16 protein-coding genes and 3 pseudogenes are annotated in these 19,484 nt (G+C 58.6%); 13 read left to right on the top strand and 6 right to left on the bottom strand.

Annotation, left to right across the window (positions count from 1 at the left end):
* Window positions 1–1,254 (bottom strand): trans-acting enoyl reductase family protein, encoded by a 1,254-nt coding sequence (locus DJ81_RS00090; protein WP_094587867.1) that lies wholly within the window; start codon window positions 1,252–1,254, stop codon window positions 1–3.
* A gap of 298 nt (window positions 1,255–1,552) precedes the next feature.
* A complete protein-coding gene (locus tag DJ81_RS00085; protein ID WP_094587865.1) occupies window positions 1,553–2,203 on the bottom strand; it encodes a DUF998 domain-containing protein in 651 nt (216 codons plus the stop codon).
* Window positions 2,204–2,409: 206 nt separating this feature from the next.
* On the opposite strand from DJ81_RS00085, the gene DJ81_RS18565 reads away from it, so the two are divergent.
* The 9 genes and pseudogenes from DJ81_RS18565 (at window position 2,410) to DJ81_RS00045 (ending at window position 11,484) form a co-directional block, all read left to right on the top strand.
* Window positions 2,410–2,613: a hypothetical protein gene (locus DJ81_RS18565; protein ID WP_141212494.1), complete on the top strand. Its 204-nt coding sequence runs from the start codon at window positions 2,410–2,412 to the stop codon at window positions 2,611–2,613.
* A 149-nt stretch (window positions 2,614–2,762) separates the two neighbouring features.
* Window positions 2,763–3,053 (top strand): annotated as a pseudogene (locus tag DJ81_RS00080) (zinc ribbon domain-containing protein); the annotation flags it as partial.
* A gap of 385 nt (window positions 3,054–3,438) precedes the next feature.
* Window positions 3,439–3,795, top strand: a complete 357-nt coding sequence (locus DJ81_RS00075; RefSeq protein ID WP_094558554.1) for a helix-turn-helix domain-containing protein — start codon at window positions 3,439–3,441, stop codon at window positions 3,793–3,795.
* Window positions 3,792–4,151, top strand: coding sequence for a hypothetical protein (locus DJ81_RS00070; RefSeq protein WP_241881456.1), 360 nt, complete (start codon window positions 3,792–3,794; stop codon window positions 4,149–4,151). Before DJ81_RS00075 ends, DJ81_RS00070 begins: the two co-directional genes overlap by 4 nt.
* Window positions 4,148–4,420: a hypothetical protein gene (locus DJ81_RS00065; protein WP_094524443.1), complete on the top strand. Its 273-nt coding sequence runs from the start codon at window positions 4,148–4,150 to the stop codon at window positions 4,418–4,420. The genes DJ81_RS00070 and DJ81_RS00065 overlap by 4 nt, the downstream gene beginning before the upstream one ends.
* Before the next feature lie 110 nt (window positions 4,421–4,530).
* Window positions 4,531–5,217, top strand: a complete 687-nt coding sequence (locus DJ81_RS00060) for a sensor domain-containing protein (RefSeq protein ID WP_170938202.1) — start codon at window positions 4,531–4,533, stop codon at window positions 5,215–5,217.
* A complete protein-coding gene (locus DJ81_RS00055) occupies window positions 5,210–6,106 on the top strand; it encodes a DUF4097 family beta strand repeat-containing protein (protein ID WP_094587863.1) in 897 nt (298 codons plus the stop codon). Before DJ81_RS00060 ends, DJ81_RS00055 begins: the two co-directional genes overlap by 8 nt.
* A gap of 71 nt (window positions 6,107–6,177) precedes the next feature.
* The gene (locus tag DJ81_RS00050; RefSeq protein WP_094524446.1) at window positions 6,178–6,927 is read left to right on the top strand and encodes a sensor domain-containing protein; all 750 of its coding nucleotides are present in this window, start codon (window positions 6,178–6,180) and stop codon (window positions 6,925–6,927) included.
* A 90-nt stretch (window positions 6,928–7,017) separates the two neighbouring features.
* Window positions 7,018–11,484 (top strand): PAS domain S-box protein, encoded by a 4,467-nt coding sequence (locus DJ81_RS00045; protein WP_094587861.1) that lies wholly within the window; start codon window positions 7,018–7,020, stop codon window positions 11,482–11,484.
* A 70-nt stretch (window positions 11,485–11,554) separates the two neighbouring features.
* On the opposite strand, the gene DJ81_RS00040 is transcribed toward DJ81_RS00045, so the two are convergent.
* Window positions 11,555–11,935, bottom strand: coding sequence for a winged helix-turn-helix domain-containing protein (locus DJ81_RS00040; RefSeq protein ID WP_094524448.1), 381 nt, complete (start codon window positions 11,933–11,935; stop codon window positions 11,555–11,557).
* 226 nt (window positions 11,936–12,161) lie between these two features.
* Here DJ81_RS00040 and DJ81_RS00035 point away from each other — a divergent pair, with 226 nt between their 5' ends.
* The 3 genes from DJ81_RS00035 (at window position 12,162) to DJ81_RS00025 (ending at window position 14,282) form a co-directional block, all read left to right on the top strand.
* The gene (locus DJ81_RS00035) at window positions 12,162–13,334 is read left to right on the top strand and encodes an NAD(P)/FAD-dependent oxidoreductase (protein ID WP_094587858.1); all 1,173 of its coding nucleotides are present in this window, start codon (window positions 12,162–12,164) and stop codon (window positions 13,332–13,334) included.
* 99 nt (window positions 13,335–13,433) lie between these two features.
* Window positions 13,434–13,823 carry a winged helix-turn-helix domain-containing protein gene (locus DJ81_RS00030; RefSeq protein ID WP_094524450.1) on the top strand — a complete coding sequence of 130 codons (390 nt, stop codon included), beginning with the start codon at window positions 13,434–13,436 and terminating at the stop codon, window positions 13,821–13,823.
* 123 nt (window positions 13,824–13,946) lie between these two features.
* Window positions 13,947–14,282 carry a winged helix-turn-helix domain-containing protein gene (locus tag DJ81_RS00025; RefSeq protein WP_094524451.1) on the top strand — a complete coding sequence of 112 codons (336 nt, stop codon included), beginning with the start codon at window positions 13,947–13,949 and terminating at the stop codon, window positions 14,280–14,282.
* A gap of 951 nt (window positions 14,283–15,233) precedes the next feature.
* On the opposite strand, the pseudogene DJ81_RS19490 reads toward DJ81_RS00025, so the two are convergent.
* Window positions 15,234–15,353 (bottom strand): annotated as a pseudogene (locus tag DJ81_RS19490) (RNA-guided endonuclease TnpB family protein); the annotation flags it as partial.
* 852 nt (window positions 15,354–16,205) lie between these two features.
* Between DJ81_RS19490 and DJ81_RS00015 the strand changes: the two are divergent.
* Window positions 16,206–17,675 (top strand): orc1/cdc6 family replication initiation protein, encoded by a 1,470-nt coding sequence (locus tag DJ81_RS00015; protein ID WP_170938201.1) that lies wholly within the window; start codon window positions 16,206–16,208, stop codon window positions 17,673–17,675.
* 1,155 nt (window positions 17,676–18,830) lie between these two features.
* Here DJ81_RS00015 and DJ81_RS00010 read toward each other — a convergent pair.
* A complete protein-coding gene (locus DJ81_RS00010) occupies window positions 18,831–19,154 on the bottom strand; it encodes a hypothetical protein (RefSeq protein ID WP_094524453.1) in 324 nt (107 codons plus the stop codon).
* 116 nt (window positions 19,155–19,270) lie between these two features.
* A pseudogene (locus DJ81_RS19485) lies at window positions 19,271–19,484 on the bottom strand (hypothetical protein); the annotation flags it as partial.

Here is a 19,484-nt window from a genome sequence, read left to right as displayed (position 1 = left end):
TCATTGCCACTCACCAGCGGTCACGGTGAAGCCAACATCCCGAAGTCGATCACCGAGTGGATCACCAATCCCCGAAGCGGGCGTCAGAATGCCACCGTCTAGCGGTGACACCGTCTCACCTCGCAGCAAGCAAATCCCAGCCTCTCCGAGCATCCGGGCGGTTGCGCCATACCCAGGATCCAGTTCGGCTCCGATCTCACTCATGACAGTGAACGGCCCGTCGGTCGTTGTCCCTCGGCCGATGACGCGAATCAAGAAGTGACCTGATTTGATCTCCGCTTCCGAGGGCCCTGTGCCCGGCTCAGGGAACACGAACCGACGCAATCCACGCCGAAGCAGCCGACTCTTCATCGCAGCGGTTCCGACACCCAAGCCGAGTGCGATCCCGCCGGCTTCTGCGGCACCGCCGATCCCAGAACTGGTTGGGATGACCTCTGTACACCGAAACTCTCGGCCCCACGGATACTCCAAGAGGGCATTGCTCCGTCGGATTACCCGTTCGTTGACGGCTGCCATCGGCGAGGGAGCCGTCCATATCGAGCGGATGGAATCTCGCTGTGGTCGTCGTTGTACGCCTGTATCGACACCGCAGCGTTCGCCCGGTGGAGCCAACGAGTACGGATTCGATACTGTTTCTCGGGCAATCGGATCAGTTGCGGCGGCTTCGAATAATTCGGCCGCACTAGCTAAGGTGCCGCCACTCACCTCACCCTTTCCATCTTCGAGATAGATACGAACGAACTCACAAGAGTCTCCAAACTCCTCGATAGCGTACGATTGCAACAGTTTGACCCCGAGGTCGGATGGGATCGAATCGAACCCACAGCTGTGGACAATTTTCACGTCGGCAGCCATAGCATCGTCGTGATAGCGGTCGATCATCTCTCGAACCCAGTTAATCTCCCCGGTGAGATCACAGTAGTCGGTTCCAGCCTCAATGCAGGCTTCGACGAGTGGTGTTCCGTATGTTGTGTAGGGCCCGACTGTCGTACAGACGACCTTCGTTTGGCCGGCTATCCCGCGGAGGCTCGCCGGTTTGGTGGCATCACCGACGACAATGGGGACCTCCTCTCGATCAGACTCATTTGCAAGCCCTTCTGCGAGTCGGCGGAGCTTAGATTCATTTCGACCACCAAGAGCAACAGACAGTTCAGCGGCGGAATAGTGACTGGTGAGATGTTCGGCGACGAGTTGGCCAGCGAATCCGGTGGCTCCCCAGACCACGATATCGTAGTTGGTTGTTGTAGATGACACGGGTTTCTACTACCAATATGACGCAAAGAACCTCAACTGTTTGGGCGAGGCTCTGACCGAAGATAGTGGAACCATCTTATCGGGGTTCTATCAGGAACTGCTGTGTCAGATGTAGATGATGGATTCAGCAGTGCCTACCCGTCCGCTCCCTCCAGCGAACCAGTCGTCTAGTCGGTTTACACAATTACGGCTCTGTTGAAATCCTTCGGAGCTGATAGAAGCTACGTGCGAGATACAGAGGATGAATTCAGCAATTCGGTTTCTCTCTATCATCCGGTTCAGGTGGCTTCGATCGTGGTTATGCGGATGCATCACTCCGATCGCTGAGTCGATAGAGCAAAAATGCATGGTACGCAAGCCAGCCCGTCAATAGAAGCAGGAAGATCCGCTGGCCGAGGCCCATCCACCCGCTCGGGCCAGATCCCGTGCTCACGAGAAAGATGGCCAATCCACCGATGGTGAGGATGGCGATGCCTAGCGGGACGAACTTGTTTCGATAGTTCGGCCATCGAGCATCGTGGTTGAGTCCCCACGAGGTGATTGAGATTGCCGGTATTGCTGCGAGAAATGTCACGAGTGATGCGGTGTTGTGGTATTGGGTGGTCGCCGCTTCGAGGTTGTTCGGATCATACTGGAAGAATCCAGCCACGATGACGCCAGTTCCAAATACGACAAGGAGCGGAACACCAACCAGTAGTCGCCAGCCCCTATCACTCCACGCGAGGAGCCCAATTGCGAATATGATAATACTCGCACCGAAGATGTAGAAATTGAGTTGCTGGACACCAGCGTACGGAGCTCCAACCCCGGCTAACGCGCTAATAACGTTAGTCACCGCGTTGTACGAGGGCCACATGAGTCCCAACACGGTCGCAACCACCCACCAGATAACCATCCCGACAACACCAACGAGACCACCCCATTTACCGGCCGAGTTGCGTGTTATCATGCATCAATCTGATTTACTACCCATAAAAATACCCAGGTGATCTGTGCTGACTACGCGCGTTGTATCTCGCACGACTATCGGGACATTTCGTTGAGCTGGTAGAATCTTCAACGCTCGATACGCAGTTCTCATCGACTGGCGGTTTCAGGCGATAACATATCTGAAGAATAGGATTTCAACAGATCCACAATTACCGGTATATTGTAGTGAGACAGTTTCTAACAGTAGTTATACTCATGAACAGGACGGCTGTTGCCATCGGGGCCGCAGAAGTCCTCGGGGCGGTCGCCCTTGTCATTACGACGTTCACGGTTCCCGCTTTTGCCGATATGGCGCTCGCTTGGCGAATTCTCGCCGTGTTCATGGCCACCGAAGGTGGTAACAGGCTATCGAATGCCCTGAACGTCTGAATTACTGGTACGGAGAGTATTCCTCCACCGTTTACCGACAGTTCAGTGCTGACTAGCGCCCTGTATTCAGCACGGCTCTAAGAGCATATCACCGGTTGAAGATTGCAACAGACCAAGGCAGGCGTAATTAACTGAACGCAGGCACTAAGTCCCCTTCCTCAACGACCAAAGCGTGTGCGTCCTGCGGCGTCTCGACGGAGAAGCCGTTGTGGGTCCGTAAACACTCTTGTCCCGCCTGCGGGTTTGAGGCGGACAGGGACGCAAACGCGGCGTGGAACATCCTTTCTCGCGGTCTCGAAGACGTAGGAGTGGTTCACTCCGAATTACCGCCTGTGGAGACTGCGCTCCCTACGGACACCGATTCGGTGTCTGCAAAGCGCGTCGTGGAAGCAGGAAGCCCTACCCTCAAGGAGCGAACGGTGTCAGCCGTGAGCGAGTAGGGTAGAGTAATTCACTAGCGATTAGAGAACCGGGCTCAAAGGAGGGCCGAAGCGATAGGGGGGCAAGCAACCGATGGGATCGAGCGGGGAGATCGATCCAACCGGGGCAAGAGTTTGGAGGGGGGCTACCAAGCAACCGGATACTGTGACAACCGCCTCCGGTCGGCGGCTATGTACTCCTTGAGGCGGAAGTATCAAGAAGGGTATTCCACTGTCTCAGTCTGAGAAACACCGCGACGTCTCTCACCACTGAGGCTTCTCTACTGAATGATTCCGACCAGCCGGTGAATCACCTCGGGGTCAAGCCCCATGATATTCGTCTCAACCGCCGATAAGACTCGTCGTGTCGGGAGTGTTAAGTTGCGTCCAAATGACTCCCCAGCGGATGGTCCCCGAGCTGGTGGTCGACGCCCGCGAAGTGTACTCGTTGCTCGACGACGAGTACGCCAGGCGGATCCTCATCGAGACATATGAGGAGACGCGCTCGGCGAGTGCGCTCTGTGACGCCTGTGACGCGTCAGAGGCGACGGTATATCGGCGGCTCGAACGGCTCCAACAGCAGGATCTCGTCGAGAGCGTCCAAGAGATCGACCCCGACGAGGGGCCTCACGAAGTGTACGCCGCACGGCTCGATCACGTCTCGATCGATCTGACCGCAGCGGGCTTCAAGATCGACGTCGAGTACGTCGACGAAACGGCCGCCGACCGACTGACCAGACTGTACGAGGAACTCTCCGGATGATGCTGTTCCGTCTCACCGTGGCACGACTCGCCGAAGCCGAACAGTCGGCGCTTCCCTTACAAGTGGAGGTCGTCGGCGACAACGCCGCGTTAGCGGCCGTCACGATCGCCGCGTTCTTCCTCTCCGTCGTCCTCGCGGTGTTTGTCACGTACCGATTCGCACGCGGGTACCTACGGACGCGTCGGCGTCCGCTGTTGTATCTCACAATCGGACTGCTGTTGTTAGCTCCGCTCCCGATGTTCCTTCGGTTGGCGTTCGGCAACGTGGACTCGGTGACGGGTACCGAACGGACGATTCTGGTGACGGCGAGCAAGTTCTGCGGGCTGCTCGTCATCCTCGGGGTGGTATACCGATGACGTTGCCCGTGATCGCGACGGCGGGCGGGATTGCGACCGCCTGTCTCGGAGCGTACGTCGGGTATCTCGCGTACGACGGTCACCGGCGCAACGAGAGCCAGACGATGCTGTTGCTGGCAGTTGGCGTCGTCTGCATCGCCGTGGTACCGTACGGGATCAGTTACGTCCTGACACCCCTGCTTTCGCTCTCGGACGCGGTGACCGTCCTCGGTGTCACGGTGGCCCACCTGGCGGGACTCGGAGCGTTGGCACGGTCGGTGACGTCGTAACGTCTGGGGCTTGGGGTACCAGTTTTCGTACTTATATTTTTGGGAGCGTTGCCCGCGCTGTAGCGCTCAGTATTTTATACGTGGGTCTCGCCACAAGGTAGAGTCGCAACATGAGCGAACCCGCTTGGTCCCCAAGTTCACCGATCGACGCGCTCGCACAGTTCGTCGGTGTGCCGTTTCAGCGGCAGACGTATCGCAACCTCGCGTACCTCCTGTTAGCGTTCCCGCTCGGGATCGCGTACTTCACGGTGATCACGACCGGGCTCTCGACCGGTCTCAGTCTCGTGGTGACGCTAATCGGCATCCCGATCATCGTCGCGACGCTCGTGGTGACGCTCGGCATCGGCTCCTTCGAGGCCCACTTGGCCGGATGGCTCCTCGACGTGGAAGTCAATCGCTCGGCGCCGAACGTCGAGTTGGACTTCGGATCGGTCGACGAGGTCATCGAGACGACGAAACGCGTCGTCACGACCCCGGCGACGTGGACCGGGCTGCTACTCGTCGGGCTGAAGTTCGTGTTCGGCGTCGTCGCCTTCACGGCCGTCGTCACTGCGGGTGCGATATCGGTGACGCTACTGTCGCTCCCGATACTGTACGACGCGCCGGGCATGACCTACACGCTCGGACCGTACGTCGTCGATACGCTCGGCGAAGCGGTGGTCGGCGCGGGCTGTGGCGTCGTTCTCGTCCTCGTGTCGCTCCACCTGCTCAACGGGCTGGCCCGTTTCGGCGGCTTCCTCACGAACGCGCTACTCGGGGGTTCGAAGACGTCGGTGACAGGTGGTGCCGATGCTTGACCGCAACACGGTAGACGCCGATACCTCTCGGCGGAGAGTGCTCGGCGTGGCCGGCGCCGCAATCGCGAGCACGCTCGCCGGCTGCGGGTCGGTCGTCCGGATCGAACGCGACGGAACGACCGACGAGCGGACGGTCGACCCGCCGACGGACGCGACGCTCGCGGTAGTCGATGCGACGGACGCGATCGCCTTCACGGCCGAACCGCGCGATGACGTCAAGATCATCGCCGAGAAGGAGGCGTTTGGTGGCGTTTCGCTCGACGAACTGACGGTCGACGTGGAAACGACTGCTGACCGCGTCGAGATCACTACTGACAAGCCGGACGTTATCGGTCTCGGCGGAGCAAGCGTGTCTTTGGAACTGTATGTGCCCGAGGAGATGGCTGTTGATCGGCTCCAGACCGCTGACGGGGCGGTGACGGCACAGCGAGTCCCGGACGGTGCCGCGCTCCGCACCCGAGACGGCGCGATTCAGATCACTGACGCTCGGGGCGACGTCACAGCAGAGACGAGCGACGGAGACATCTCCGTCGACGGGACGGACGGTACGCTCTCGGCGGCCACGCAGGACGGGTCGATACAGGTGCGGGACCCGGCGCGTGTCGGCGAGATCAGCACCCGAGACGGGAACGTTGCGACTGACGTCCCGGCTGTGGCCGATGACGCCGAGGTCGTGTCGTCGGACGGCAACTTGGTCCTGCGGATAGGAGAGACGCTCGATACGGTACTCACGGCAGCCACGGCCGACGGTGAAATACTCGTCAGCGACGTGACCTCCGGGGTGCAGATCCGGAGTCAGACGGAGTCCCAACTGGAGGCGGTCGTCGGCGACGGTACCACGCCGCTACGGGCGCATACCAACGACGGAGACGTCTTCCTTCGAGCCTGACCAGCGCCGGAGCGGTTCTCCCCGACGACAAGACGGGATTTATACACGATGACACACCAAACGTTCCGTTGATGGCTCTCTCGGACCCGGTATCGGACGTCTCGACCACCCTCCCCTCAGTTCGACAGGTGGTGTTAGTTCCGTTTCGACGCCGGACGTATGGGGTGATATTGTATCTCGCCCTCGCGTTCCCGCTCGGAATCGGGTACTTCGTTGGCACCGTTGTCGGGCTGTCACTCGGAATCAGCCTGTCAGTGCTCTTGATCGGCCTGCCGATTCTCGCAGCGACGTTAGGCGGTGTCGTGGTTGTCGCCGCCGCCGAACGTGTTGTAGCGCGGCGGTTGCTCGGCGCCGATATCCCTGCCCCGTCGTGGGGGCTTTCGGAAGCGTCTCGACTGCGTGACCAGGTACTGACGGTGCTGACGAATCCCGTTTTGTGGGGGTCGCTTATTTTCGTACTCTCGAAGCTGGCTATCGGTGTCGCCGCTTTCACGGTCATCGTGGTCGTCCTTTCCGTCGGACTGTCGCTGCTCGGAGCCCCGCTGTACTACGATATGCCCGGTACCTCAGTCGGAGTCTTCCTGCCTGAACCGATTCAGCGGGAACTCTCGCTCGTCGTCCCTTGGGAACAGTTCGAGGTCGGGATCTCGTTCATCGTTCGTCTCACGTCGTGGGAAGTTTCGACGCTTCCGGGAGCACTACTGCTGTCGGTACTCGGGGTATTCGTTCTGCTGCTCGGGATGAATATCCTAACCGCAGGGGGGTGGATCTGCGCACGCTGGGCAGAGTTAACGCTCAGTCCCGGGAAAACAGCAAGATAACTCTCGGCGTGCGGGCGTTCACAGCGACCTTTCAGTTGGCAATAGTTTTGTGTACCGAGCGAACATATTGCCTAAATTGGTTTTTCTTCAATGAGCAACGTCTCACAACAGTATCGGATCGGTGTCGTCGGAGACGCCGCGATCGGGAGCCTCCTCCGCTCCATCGATCCCGACTCCTTCTCGGTAGAGGTAGTATCCCTGTCGTCGTCTGCCGATACCGCCCGGCTTTCCGGCGTCGACGCCGTCGTCGTTCAGCAGGGTCTCCCGTCGGCGTCGTGGGGATCGGTTATCGACCGGCTCGCGGACGAAATATCGCCGCTCCCCGTCGTTGCGGTTACCACGGATACGGGCGGCGTTGAGACGGCGATCCGGGGCGGTGCGACGGCCCATGTTCCGCGGTCACTGATCTTGTCGAGCCCGAAGGTGGCGGCTGAGTGGCTGAAAACGATCGCTGATCGGGAACGGGCGGATGAGCGCAGAGAGACGGAGGACGACGCGACGACTCCGGAACTGACACAGGGAGAGTACCGCAGTCGTGACTACGAGCAGATATTCGACGGCGTGAACGACGCCATCGTCGTGTTCGACCCGAAAAACCGTGAGTTCGCAGACGTCAACGAATCCTATCACGAGCTACTCGGATACGACGACATCGAGACGATTCGCGAGCTTGGTATTGACGGGCTCAGCGTCTCGGCGGAGGGGTACACAGCAGACCGCGGCTGGGAGCTTATCAAGGAGGTCGCGGAAACCGATGAGTCGGTGACAGTCGAGTGGCGTGGCCGGACGCGAATCGGGGAGAAAGTATGGTTAGAAGCGACGTTAGCGCCGGCGATGATCGGCGGGAAACCCCGTGTGCTCTCCATTCAGCGGGACATTACGCAACGGAAACGACGGGAACGCGAGTACGAGCAGATATTCAACGGGGTGAACGACGCGATCGCCGTTCACGACCCGGAAACCGGAGAGCTGTGTAGAGTCAACGAGACGCTGTGTTCGATAACGGGGTACGATCGTGAGACGCTCTTAGAGCGGGGTGCGAAGGGGATCACGGTAGCGACTGAATCGTTTGACCCCATGCGGATACCACGAATTATCGAGCGAGTAGCGGAGGGGGACGACGTTGAGCCGTACGAGCAAGCCATCGAGACGGCGGACGGCGAGCGTCGGTGGCTAGAGGTCAATCCGACCAGCGCGGTTATCGACGGCGAGGAACGGTTCCTCGCCATCTCACGAGATATCACCGAACGCCGTAGGCGGCAGCGCCGCCTCGAAACCGAGCGAGACAGGCGGTCTATTCTCTTCGAAAACACGCCCGATCCGATTATGACCGTCGAGTTCGTCGACGGAGAGCCGTATATCACCGAGGTCAACTCAGCGTTTGAGACCGATTTCGGCGTCAACGACGAAACGGCAGCAGACCGGCCGATAGCCGACGTTGTGGTCCCCGACTCTGAACGGGAAGGGTATGATGCGATCCGCCGACAGGTTATCGACGGCGAGCCGGTGGAAACGGAAGTCCGACGGGAATCGGCGGACGGGGTCCGGGACTTCCTGCTTCGGGTGTTGCCGTTCGAGGTGGACGGTCGACGACACGCGTACGTCTGGTACACCGACATCACCGAACGGAAGCGTCGGGAACGGACGATCGAGGAGGAACGCGAAAAATACTCGACGCTGGTCGAGCAGAGTACCGACGGCGTGGTCGTCGTCAGGGACGGCGAATACGTCTTCGTCAACGAGCAGTTCACGGCGATGACTGGCCGGGAGGAGTCGGCGCTGCTCGGGATGCCGTTCCAGCGTGTGTTCACCGAAGGGTATCGCGATCTCGTCAGGGAACGCTACCAGCGGCGGGTAGCGGGAGAATCTCCGCCAGACCAGTACGATCTCGAAGTCGAACGACCCGACGGGACACGGCTGACGTTGGAGACGTCTGTGTCGCGTATTCAGCATGAAGGTTCGCCGGCAACCCTAGCGACGATTCGGGACGTGACTGAGCGCCGCCAGCGCGAACGAGCCGTCGAGCAGCTCCAGACGGCCACCGAACGCCTTCAGGGCGCAGAGACGGCGGACGCGGTGTACGAGATCGCCGTCGAGACGGCGAGTGACGTGCTCGACCTACCGATGGCGGCGTGTTGGCGTCTCGACGATGATCGGCGGCGGCTGGAGTACGCCGCCGGAACGAAGCCCGTCGAAGAGATGCCGATCGGTCCGGACTCATTTACGCGCGGTGACCGTGAGTACGAGCTCTTCGAGCGCGGGGAGGCGACGACGTATGATCCGAGCCGCCATCGTGACCACAACCCATTGACAGCCGCGGTCCTCGTCCCGCTCGGCGGCCGGGGGCTGCTGGCGGCGGGCCACGGGCACCGAGACGAGTACGCGTCGTACTTCGTCGACATTATGCAGGTGCTGGCAGGCCACGTCACCGGTGCGCTCGAGCGTGTCGCGAACTCTCGGCAGCTTCGGGAGAACCAACGCCGACTCGAGGCCATCGTCGACCGTATCGACGAGACCATTTTCCTCGCGCCGGCCGCTGAACTGACGGAGCCGGAGCCGGCCCCGGACTTCGTCAGCTCCGGATACGACCAGATTTGGGGGCGATCGCTCGATGAGCTCCAAAAGACGCACGAGGAGGGGTTTTTCGGGACGATCCACCCCGACGACTACGACGACTACATGGCGTTCGTCGAGCGGGTGAGCGGTGCCGTCGAGCAGGGCGACGCGGACCAGCGGTACACGAGGGAGTTCCGCATCGAACGACCGGACGGGGAGCGGAGATGGGTCCGCTCGGACTTCTATCCGACCGAGTGGGAGGATGGGCCTCCGCGGGTCGTCATCGTAAGCCGTGACGTCACGCAACAGAAGGAACGCGAGCGGTCGTTGGAGTCGTTCCACGATGCGACCGCGGAACTGACGACGGCTGAGACCGTGACCGAGGCCGGTACCGTCGCGACCGAGGCCACGGCAACGGTGTTCGATATGCCGGCGACCGCCGTGTACCACTACGGATCGTCGGCCGGGGAACTCGATCCGATTGCGACGGGCCCGAAGGCGCCGCCGCCGAGCGAGTTGGACTCGGTGACGGCCGCCGATACCGCTGTCTGGGAGGTGTTCGTCGACGAGACCATCCGACGGGTGGAGGCGGAGGCGGCGTCGGTGCTTCATATCGACAGTGACGACACCGTATTGCTGGTCCCGCTCGGCGGGAACGGTATCCTCGCCGTGTGGAGGGCCGATGAGGCGTTTGACACGGAGGCTGCGAGCATCGTCGCCGCGACGCTCGAGGCCGCGCTGAATCGGCTTCACGGGGAACGCAAACTGGAGGATCGGCGTGAGGAGCTGGCGAAACAGACGGAGCGTGCCGAACACCTGGAATCTATCACGGAGGTAACGAGCCGCGTCGAAGCCGCGATCACGACTCGCTCCTCTCAAGAGGGTATCCAGGAGGCCGTCTGTGAGGAGCTGTTGGAGACGGGTCCGTTTACCGCCGCGTGGGTCGCGACGGCCGAGGTGGGAACTGACCGACTGACGCCCCGGGCCGTCGTCGGCACGACGCGTGAAGACGTCGAAAGAGCGCTTGGGGGAGACCGTGATCGTTCGGATCTCCATCCGGCGAGAGACGCGTGGCAACGGGGCGAGTCGCGCGTAGTGACTGATCCCGCAGCGGGGGGTCGTCGGAGCGACTGGCGGCGCGACCTCTTGCGGGCGGGAGCGGGCGCAGTCTGTGCGGTTCCGCTCGCGTACGACGGTATCACCTATGGCATTTTGACCGTTATTGCCGACGAGACCGACGCGTTCGGTGATCGGGACAGAGACATCCTCTCACAGCTGGGCACCTCGATCGGGTACGCGATCACGGCCATCGAACGACGCCGCGCGCTGGAGTCGGACGACACGCTGGAGCTGGAGTTCCAAGGGAGTGACATGGATCTCCCGTTCGCTCGGCTCGCCCGGGAGTTCGAGTGTCCGGTCCGGCTCGAACGGACGGTCCGGCGGCAAAACGAGTCGATCAGCGTCTATTACACGCTCGAGTCGGACTCGCCGTCGAAGGTCACCGAGCGGGCCGACGAGTTACTCCCCGGGTCGGTCACCGTCGTGTCCCGTGGCGGCGGGCAGACCGTCCTCGAACGTCGCGGCTCGTCGTGGTTCGGGTCCCCGATCCCTGAGTACGGTGGAGTCCTTCGTCACAGTCGAGCGACGCCGGAAGTCGTCAAGCTGATCGTCGAACTCCCGCGAGAAGCGGACACTCGCACGATCGTCGACCGCATTACCGATTCGTTCCCGGCGTTGGAGCTCACCGCACAGCGCCAGAATCGCCAGACAGAGGCGACCCCGGGAGGGATCAGAAGTCGGCTCGAAGACCGATTGAGCGAACGACAGTACGAGGCGCTCAAGACGGGTCACGCGATGGGGTATTTCAACAGGCCGCGCGACAGCAGCGGGGAGGCCGTGGCGGACGCGCTCGGAATCACGCAGCCGACGGTGAACAAACACATCCGACTCGGCGAGCGCAAGGTGTTCGACCTGCTGTTCGGCGACACCGAGTCGGGGTAAGTCGCCCGTGCGTTTGACCCGAGGCGGGAGGCGTATACGAGTAATGGGTGTGACTCGACTCAGGCGACGGTCAGTCGATATCGCGACCAGGGGAATCGATGTAGCCAGCGAATCCGTCCTCATTCACGTCGAACGTAACGGCAGTGATCACGAGCTGGAACTCCTTTCTGTGGTTGCCGCCCGAGGCTAACTGTAGCCGTTCATCGACGAGGCCGGCGTCGGCTAAGCGGTTGAGGCGTCGATATACGGTTGGACGGGACATTCCGCAGTCTTCGGCCAGTGCCCGCGCAGGCTTCGGCTCCCCCTCGAGGGACGTGAGAATGTCGCACGTGTACTCATCACCGAACAGTGCGAGTAGCTCTTCCGCCGAGACTTCGGGGTTGCGATTCGCGTCGGTTCCGAGGGTCTCTGATCGTTCGTCTGGGTCGGTCGTTAGGAGGTGCGCCGTCATTAGAGACGACAACGACGCCGCTCTACCCAAGCGTACTGGTAGTCCGAACTGATTGGGGCGGAGTAACAGGGCTATTCATATTACCCGCCTTCCTCTCATACACAGAAACAGCGGTTGCCGATTTAGGGAGACCACCGTCCATCGGTTGTTATATGCTGTCGTCCAGACGGTCTGTGTGTTGTATCGGTCCAAGCGATCGGACGCCCGGATCCCTGCGTGACCGGCAATGAACGCCGGTGAGGAACGGTCGACACGAGCACCGCCCGTCGTATCGCGGCAGTATGACAACGGCGTCTCGGGAACACACCGCGACCGGGAGAAGGAGATACTGATAGCCGACACCGGCTTTTCAGCGCTCGTGACGGCAGGACTGCTCGACCGAGCCGGGTTCGATCCGCTGCTCGCTCCGTCCCCGAGCGACCGATCACCGCCGCGTGTGACCGTCATTTGGGAGCCCGGGTTGCGTGTCCTCGACCAGCTGGGGCTGCGGCAGTCGGTGGAGCGGTGTGGCACGCCGGTGACGGAACTCGATCGGACAAGCAGCGAGAAGTCGTGGGAGGCGGACGGGTCGACCGAGATCGCATTGGTCGCAATTAAACGAGATCAACTGCGGGCCCTGTTAGAGCAAGCCGTCCGTGGCCGTGTTCGAGAGACCAACAGAGCCGTGACAGCACTCGAGTCGGCCGCATCGGGAGTCCAAGCGACGTTCGATCACGAAGGGACAGAGTCGTTCGACGTCGCAGTGACGGCGGACCAGTCTCTCAGCGCCGATCAAACGGCGGAACCCGACGGACGCGTCCACACGTGGGAATGTCACCAATTCGAAACGACGTCGAGAGCGACCGAATCGTGGGGTCCCTCGGCGGCAACATTCTCGACTCCAACTGGTGACAGCACCTCCCTGCGGTTCGTTACGACGGCAGAGACTCCCGCTCGCGCGGCCGTATCAGCCGACGCTATCGCCGATCGGTTTAGTCACCTCAGTTCGCCGCCGGCTGACCTCAGACGTGTGCTCAAAAACGGCGGGTTCGAGTACCGCCGGGTACGGCTCGCGGCTCCGACGTCCGTATCGACCGGACAGATCGGGCTTATTGGGCCGGCCGCGCGAACAGCCCTCCCCGGAACGCATCTCGGTCCCAGCACGGATATCGAAACGTCATGGTCGCTCGCAGCGGCGATCACGGACGCGTCCGGAACGATGACGGAGGCGCTTTCGTCGTACGAACAGCGTCGCCGAAAGCTCTCGGCCCGGTTCCGAACCTGGCTTGACGACGTACAAGCACCCGATCCGTCACTGTCACCGGAGCTTCGGCTCCTGTTTTTCGCTCGACAGCTCGCGTTTAGTCACGTGACTGGAGCCGCTCATTCTTTTAAACATGGAATTGCTGCAGATCGTTGATAATGCATCACACATCTATCTGAATAGCCCCGTCTGGTGGTCGGTGGTAGTACACGTAGCCAGCAGGGATAGGGGAGAGAGCGATAATGAAGTGATACGATGGCAACGACTGCCGATTTGGCGACCGAATCATCACCGGACGGTGACAGTACGTCTGGGGATGGTTCCGAAGGGCCGCGGACGGCCGATTCGGCCCCGGTACTACTCGAGCTATTAGACAACGAACACACGCAGAATATACTGGAAGCACTCTGTCGGGGTCCCAAGCGTGGACGAGACCTGATAGACGCTTGCGAGGCGTCGCGGGCGACGGTCTACCGCCGGCTTGACCGCCTCGAAGCGGCCGGGCTTGTCGCGACCGAACTGTACGTCGACCCCGACGGACACCACTGTGAAACGTACCAAATACGGATGGACCGACTCCACGTGACAGTCGAATCGGGCACGGTGTCGGTCACGGTACGGTTAACGACCGAGGAACGACGGTGACCGCAGCAAACCATGATGAGACCAGACACCGTCTCCGGTCAAGAAGCGCTAGGTCGGTTTTATGCGAATGGTGTTCCTCACGACCATCCAAGCCAATGGACAATGGCGATCTGACACGAGACAATGAATAGTGCGTTACCACGACAGCCGCCGGTCGAACACGTACCGGAAGATCAAGTACGACTCTCTGTCACCGGAGACGAGTCCGCAGCTGTCTGGGAGCTGCTCTCCTCAACGACGGCGCGAGCGATCGTTGCCACGATTGAGGAAGAGCCCAAGCCGGCCTCGGAGATCGCCACGGCAGTCGGGACATCGCTTCAGAACACCTGCTATCATCTCGACCGCCTCGTCGATGGGGACCTCATCGAGCCCACCCAGACGTGGTACTCGAAAAAAGGGCGAGAGATGACCGTCTACGCGCTCCGAACTCGCGAACTCGTTATTCGATTCTGTGACTAGGAGGTTCTCGGTTTGGCCCGATCGATCAAAGTTCGATACGGCCATCGATCGCCAGTCCTGCCGTGAATCATAGATGTTCTACACTGAACTATCACTAGTTATTTAAAACCGAACTATATTCTTCATTCGGTCTGTTTATCTCGAATAATTTTAGATATTTTCTGAGTTGATGGGTTCTTCAGTGTTTAATATATTACATTTAGCGACAAACTGTTCCGGAGGAGAATATATTCAAAGAATAGAGATCAGCTTCAACGAGTGGTAACCGAACGGCTTCATCAACTCGGCTGGCATTGACATCGTCCTCCTCTTCAGGCGGAGGAATCCCGAGGTGGGGATATTACGGAAAATCGAGGAGAAAGCCCCGTGCTTTAGCGCGGGGATGAATCCGACAAACCCTCAACAACCGACATTATCAAGTAGCCCGGCGTCGTGCCGTGCGGCAAGCCAATCGCGTAAACTCTCAATCGGAAGACACGGGGTTGCTTCCCGCTGATACGGACGGTTCCACGCCCACCACCGGCAAACCCGGTGGGGAGTACGTGGTTAAGGTTCGTCCGCCGTCCTCACAGTAACCCTACCCGTCACTGGGGACGGTCGGCAACGACCGCGCACACGAGGGGGCGACAGCACATCAAAACACGCCCCGTTCGCGGTTGCACTCCGCCTTCGTCGGCGGAGTACGGTCGATGGCACGACCCGTGTCCGTCCACGTTCCAACCGTGGGTGGTTGCCAGGTATTCGGACGCTTCGGTCAAGCGGTATCGGGTACGGCACAAGCGGATACCGCGTCCCTCTCGGACGTTGAATACACCATACCCTCGTTTCGAGGGCCGACGTGTAGCGCACGAACTCGGTACCCTCCAGCGGGAGGGGAAGTTGCCTTCGGGGGCTGACAGAACGGCCCGACGCCCCACGAAGGAATGCTCGCGCTTCAGCGCGGGGAGGATGTCAAGGTTTGCAGTCTACCACCTCAGCCTGCGGTTGGAATCCGTAGGTGAGATCATACAGGTAGACTCCGGGCTGTGCCAACCAGCCAGTACTCCTATCCACACCCAAACTAGGTGCCGTAACTAAATGCGTTCGCGAACGTGACTCGGTCTTAACCAACACGCTTGCGGATGAAAGAATTTTGTTGGTTAAATATGATTGCAAGGGATTTCGGATTGACACACTTTGTCTCGATTGTATGGAGCCCGTGATCGAAGAGACACCCCTCTATCGATGTGTTCACGTTCTGTCGTGGGAGCCATGAGATAGGCGGGAAGAGGCGATCCGTCAGTGCCGCATTCACCGCTTGGTCGCAGGCATCGGTGCGATCCCAACGAACGCGACTGTCTACTCGTCGAACGTCGAGACACACACCCCTCTATCGATGTGTTCGATGTATTCACGGGGTGGGGGATAAACCTAGATCTTGCGTCGAGGAACTGCCACTTGACGGCGCCACGAAGTCGTATGAGCGGGATAGCCTCTATTAACAGTTCTCTATCCGTAGCTGAAATCGTCTTCTTCTCTTCTTCTTCTTTTACTACTAACACGATACACACACACCCCTCTATCGATGTGTTCGATGTGTTGCGCCCTTTATGTTCTGTGGTTTATCAGACAACGTTTTCTATCCTACTATTCTATCGTCCAAACCCATTCAAGAGGATGTTAAGCGTGTGGTTTCTACCGATCACCGGTAGATTGACCTGACGTAACGCAGATATCCCTCTGGACTCTTGTGCAAAAACACATCGATAGAGGGGTGTGTGTCTTCGACCGTGTACTCACGAACACATCGTCACCGGCTACCGCCAGTTAACCCATTATCATGATTATCAAGTGGTTAATCCGGTATCACGGGTTTCACACGGCTAATCACACTTCGATAGAGGTGGGGGAACCTTTTTGATAGAGGCGGGTATCAATTGGCATATGGGTACTGACGACTCCGATGATCCCGCAGATACCCGGGGACCGTCGGAGGACGAGTTGACGGCTCAAGCTGAGCTGTCGAATGCGTCGCAGTCTGATCCTTCGCGACAGTCTTCATCCTCTCACGTCACAAATGGTAACTCACAATCTGAAGACGAGGCTGACTCCGAGGAGTCATCACAGTCTATCGAGGACATGCTCCTCGAGTTCGACGATCAGGACGGGCTGATTCGGGACCGAGCGCTACTCGATCCGAATTACGTTGTCGAAGAGGACCGCATCGTGGGTCGTGACGAGCAACTCCAAGAAGTCACCAAGATGCTTCGCGTTGCGCTCGGTGACAACCGCCCCCCCAATCTATTTCTCTACGGACCGTCCGGGACAGGCAAATCCCTCATCACAAAAGCTGTTTGCCATAACATCAGCCGTATCTGTGAAAGCCGCGACATCCGGTTTGGCACTATTGAAGTGAACTGCCAGGATTTGGATACGCTTGGTATCGCCGTGTATGAACTCGTTCAGCAGGCTGCCGATGCGGCAGGTGTCCCTATCGAGGTGCCTAAACACGGCGTGGCGACGAAAGAGAAGTGGGATGAGCTCTATCGGATCGTCAACGAGCACTTCGACTCTGTTGTGTTTGTCCTCGATGAACTGGATATGCTCGTCGGACGGCGAGACAAACAGGAGCCCGCGTTTTCACGACTGCTGTATCAGCTCTCCCGAGCTGGGGCAAACGATGAGTTGAACGCATACATTTCGGTCGTTGCGATCTCAAACGACACGAAGATGATGGAGTCTGTTGGGAGTCGCGCTGTCAGTTCGTTAACTCCTGAAGACGTCCATTTCGACGATTACGACGCGAACCAACTCCAAGCAATTCTTCGACGCCGTCAGGACGCGTTCCATGACGACGTTGTCGACGACGACGTGATCCCACTCGCAGCGGCATTCGCAGCACAGACGCATGGTGACGCCAGAAAGGCGATCGATCTCATGCGGGTCGCCGGCGAATTAGCTGAACGTGAAGGCGACACCCGCGTGCGCGAAAAGCACGTCCGTACCGCACAAGAAAAGGTCGAAAAGAATCGGGTGTTGGAGGTCGTTCGCGGCATTAGCACACAGAAGAAGCTCTGTCTGTACGCCACTGCGGCGGTTGCTTCCCACACTGACGGCGGGACCGCTAGGAGTACAACTGGCTATCGTGTGTATCAGTATCTGACCGACGCTATTGACGCCGATCAGTACCACCAGGAAACGTATGTGAATAAGATGAAAGAGCTCACGACGTATTCGCTGGTCGACTTCGAGCGGCGGAGTCACGGCCCCAGCTCCGGGATGTTTCTCGAGTTCCAGTTTGGAGAACGGCCAGAGACGATTCTTGAAACTCTTCGAGAGGACTCGCGTATTGAAGCGATTTCTGAGGATGAGGTCACCTCTGTCGTCAAAGCGCAGATCCGTAACCAGACGTAGTAGAGATTCCAGCCATATTGTAGTTAGCTGTCCGCTCCGCGCTCTTTTAGAGGGCCGTCTCTGTGTATCTGGCCGCCTCCCCCCTAATGAGTAGTTTCCATTAGTTTCCGCACACCCCTCTATCGATGTGTTCGATGTGTTTGCTACCAAGCCACGTTCTTTATCATTTCAGTTGACATTTCCCTACAATGCTACCTTTCCATTTGGTCTCGTATACACCCCTCTATCGATGTGTATTGGCTGTCTGTTATCGGGCCACAATTCTTATTTGAGTCACCTATCTGAGGCCAATTATTGCGTTTCTATTAGTCCCCGTATACACCCCTCTATCGATATGTAATTCGCTGTTAAACCCGCCAAAACGAATATATTCGGGAAAATAAATATTAGGCGGTAATCCGGCCCATCCAGTCTTGCTGAGTTAAGCGAACGACATCCAACCGCTAGATCAGAATACCGGTCAACGTGTTCATGAGAAGTAGTTCTTGTGGACACCCCTCTATCGATGTGTTCAGGAAATCGCATTCGGATACACCCTCCTATCGATGTGTAACGCAGAATCGGTGCCTCTCAAATATATCTACGTATCTGTGATCAAAACTAGCTGCTCCCCCCTCCGTCATCGAAGTATAAATTCAGGGTCGACCGTCTTCCCGGCATTGATGTGAATATTGGTTCAGTCTCCGGCTTTTCTGATGTCATCGTTCGAATTTCATTTCCCATGGGCTGTTTTCACTCGACTTGTTACTCAGCTCATCTCTCACACGGTGTCCCCCGCTAAGGCTGTGCTATCCTACGGATTGTAGGTCTCTTCCAAAATACAAAATCAGCTTAGTAGCACTCTGTCGTCGGAATACGGCATATTTACACTTTGTACACGGGGTGTGTGGTGAGAATCTATCAGCGGATACACTCGTGATCAGGGGTGTGGTCTGTCTCAAATAGAAAAAGATGCTTCAACTGTGGAACTCTGTTCGACTGTTCGTGCGTAAAAACGGCTCTATCGACTATTAACGGCTTAATCTAATCTAAAATTTTTTCTCGTCCCACTGTTTTCACTCTGGATGAGGGGTGTGTGGTCATCACTTTTCCAAGTGCACCAAAATCAAATCGCACACGGGGTATGGGAACTCTATAATCGGACGAATTGGCCTCTCATTCGTCCGGATTGACTGGTTCTTTATATTTGGACGTGACTTTGTCCCCCTCTCTCCACTGCCAGTAGTAGTAGCGGTTGTCGTTGATCTCCTTGATCGTGATCGTGGCCTTCGACGGGACGTCGTCCGGAAGATCGTCCGGCCGCTCGTCGATCTCGTCGTCATCCGACTCCTCCTCAAGGCGGGCTTCGCGAGCTTTGTGGTCTGCCAGCTCTTGGGCGTAGCGTGCGACGTGCTGGAGTTGGTCCGGCGAGTAGCCGTTGAGTGTGTTGACGATATCTGTCGGGAGTTCCGCCGGTGGCGTCGGTGGCTCGTAAGACATCAGCGGTCGCCTCGTGTTAACCAACAGAGCGCGTATTGGCATAGATTTGTTGGTTAATCATCCCGTCACGGGCTAAAGAGTACGAATAGCAAACTATTCGGGAATAGAACGGGCCGTTAGACGTCGTCGGGGCGGGGCGCGTTGTCGTACTTGACCATTTTCTCGGGTTTGTCAGAGATGGTGTCGTAGATCTGCTCGAGCGTCTACTCCGCTGCGAGCAGGTTGTGCTCCTCCAAGAACTCCAGACCCTCTTCCGTGAGTTGATAAAACTTCCAGGGGTGACCTCGCGCTGATAGATTTTTGAATGTTGTGCTTTGTTGAATCCGATGA

It is taken from the genome of Halorubrum sp. Hd13 (genome assembly GCF_002252755.1).
Lineage (GTDB): Archaea > Halobacteriota > Halobacteria > Halobacteriales > Haloferacaceae > Halorubrum.
Note: the sequence above shows the minus strand (reverse complement) of the source record. Positions and strands in the feature narration are given on the sequence as shown.

Bases quoted from the DNA above. Each gene is read 5' to 3' on its own strand.
- DJ81_RS00085 (WP_094587865.1), bottom strand. From the start codon at position 2,203: ATGATAACACGCAACTCGGCCGGTAAATGGGGTGGTCTCGTTGGTGTT.
- DJ81_RS00075 (WP_094558554.1), top strand. From the start codon at position 3,439: ATGGTCCCCGAGCTGGTGGTCGACGCCCGCGAAGTGTACTCGTTGCTC.
- DJ81_RS00070 (WP_241881456.1), top strand. From the start codon at position 3,792: ATGATGCTGTTCCGTCTCACCGTGGCACGACTCGCCGAAGCCGAACAG.
- DJ81_RS00065 (WP_094524443.1), top strand. From the start codon at position 4,148: ATGACGTTGCCCGTGATCGCGACGGCGGGCGGGATTGCGACCGCCTGT.
- DJ81_RS00060 (WP_170938202.1), top strand. From the start codon at position 4,531: ATGAGCGAACCCGCTTGGTCCCCAAGTTCACCGATCGACGCGCTCGCA.
- DJ81_RS00055 (WP_094587863.1), top strand. From the start codon at position 5,210: ATGCTTGACCGCAACACGGTAGACGCCGATACCTCTCGGCGGAGAGTG.
- DJ81_RS00050 (WP_094524446.1), top strand. From the start codon at position 6,178: ATGGCTCTCTCGGACCCGGTATCGGACGTCTCGACCACCCTCCCCTCA.
- DJ81_RS00045 (WP_094587861.1), top strand. From the start codon at position 7,018: ATGAGCAACGTCTCACAACAGTATCGGATCGGTGTCGTCGGAGACGCC.
- DJ81_RS00040 (WP_094524448.1), bottom strand. From the start codon at position 11,935: ATGACGGCGCACCTCCTAACGACCGACCCAGACGAACGATCAGAGACC.
- DJ81_RS00035 (WP_094587858.1), top strand. From the start codon at position 12,162: ATGAACGCCGGTGAGGAACGGTCGACACGAGCACCGCCCGTCGTATCG.
- DJ81_RS00030 (WP_094524450.1), top strand. From the start codon at position 13,434: ATGGCAACGACTGCCGATTTGGCGACCGAATCATCACCGGACGGTGAC.
- DJ81_RS00025 (WP_094524451.1), top strand. From the start codon at position 13,947: ATGAATAGTGCGTTACCACGACAGCCGCCGGTCGAACACGTACCGGAA.
- DJ81_RS00015 (WP_170938201.1), top strand. From the start codon at position 16,206: ATGGGTACTGACGACTCCGATGATCCCGCAGATACCCGGGGACCGTCG.
- DJ81_RS00010 (WP_094524453.1), bottom strand. From the start codon at position 19,154: ATGTCTTACGAGCCACCGACGCCACCGGCGGAACTCCCGACAGATATC.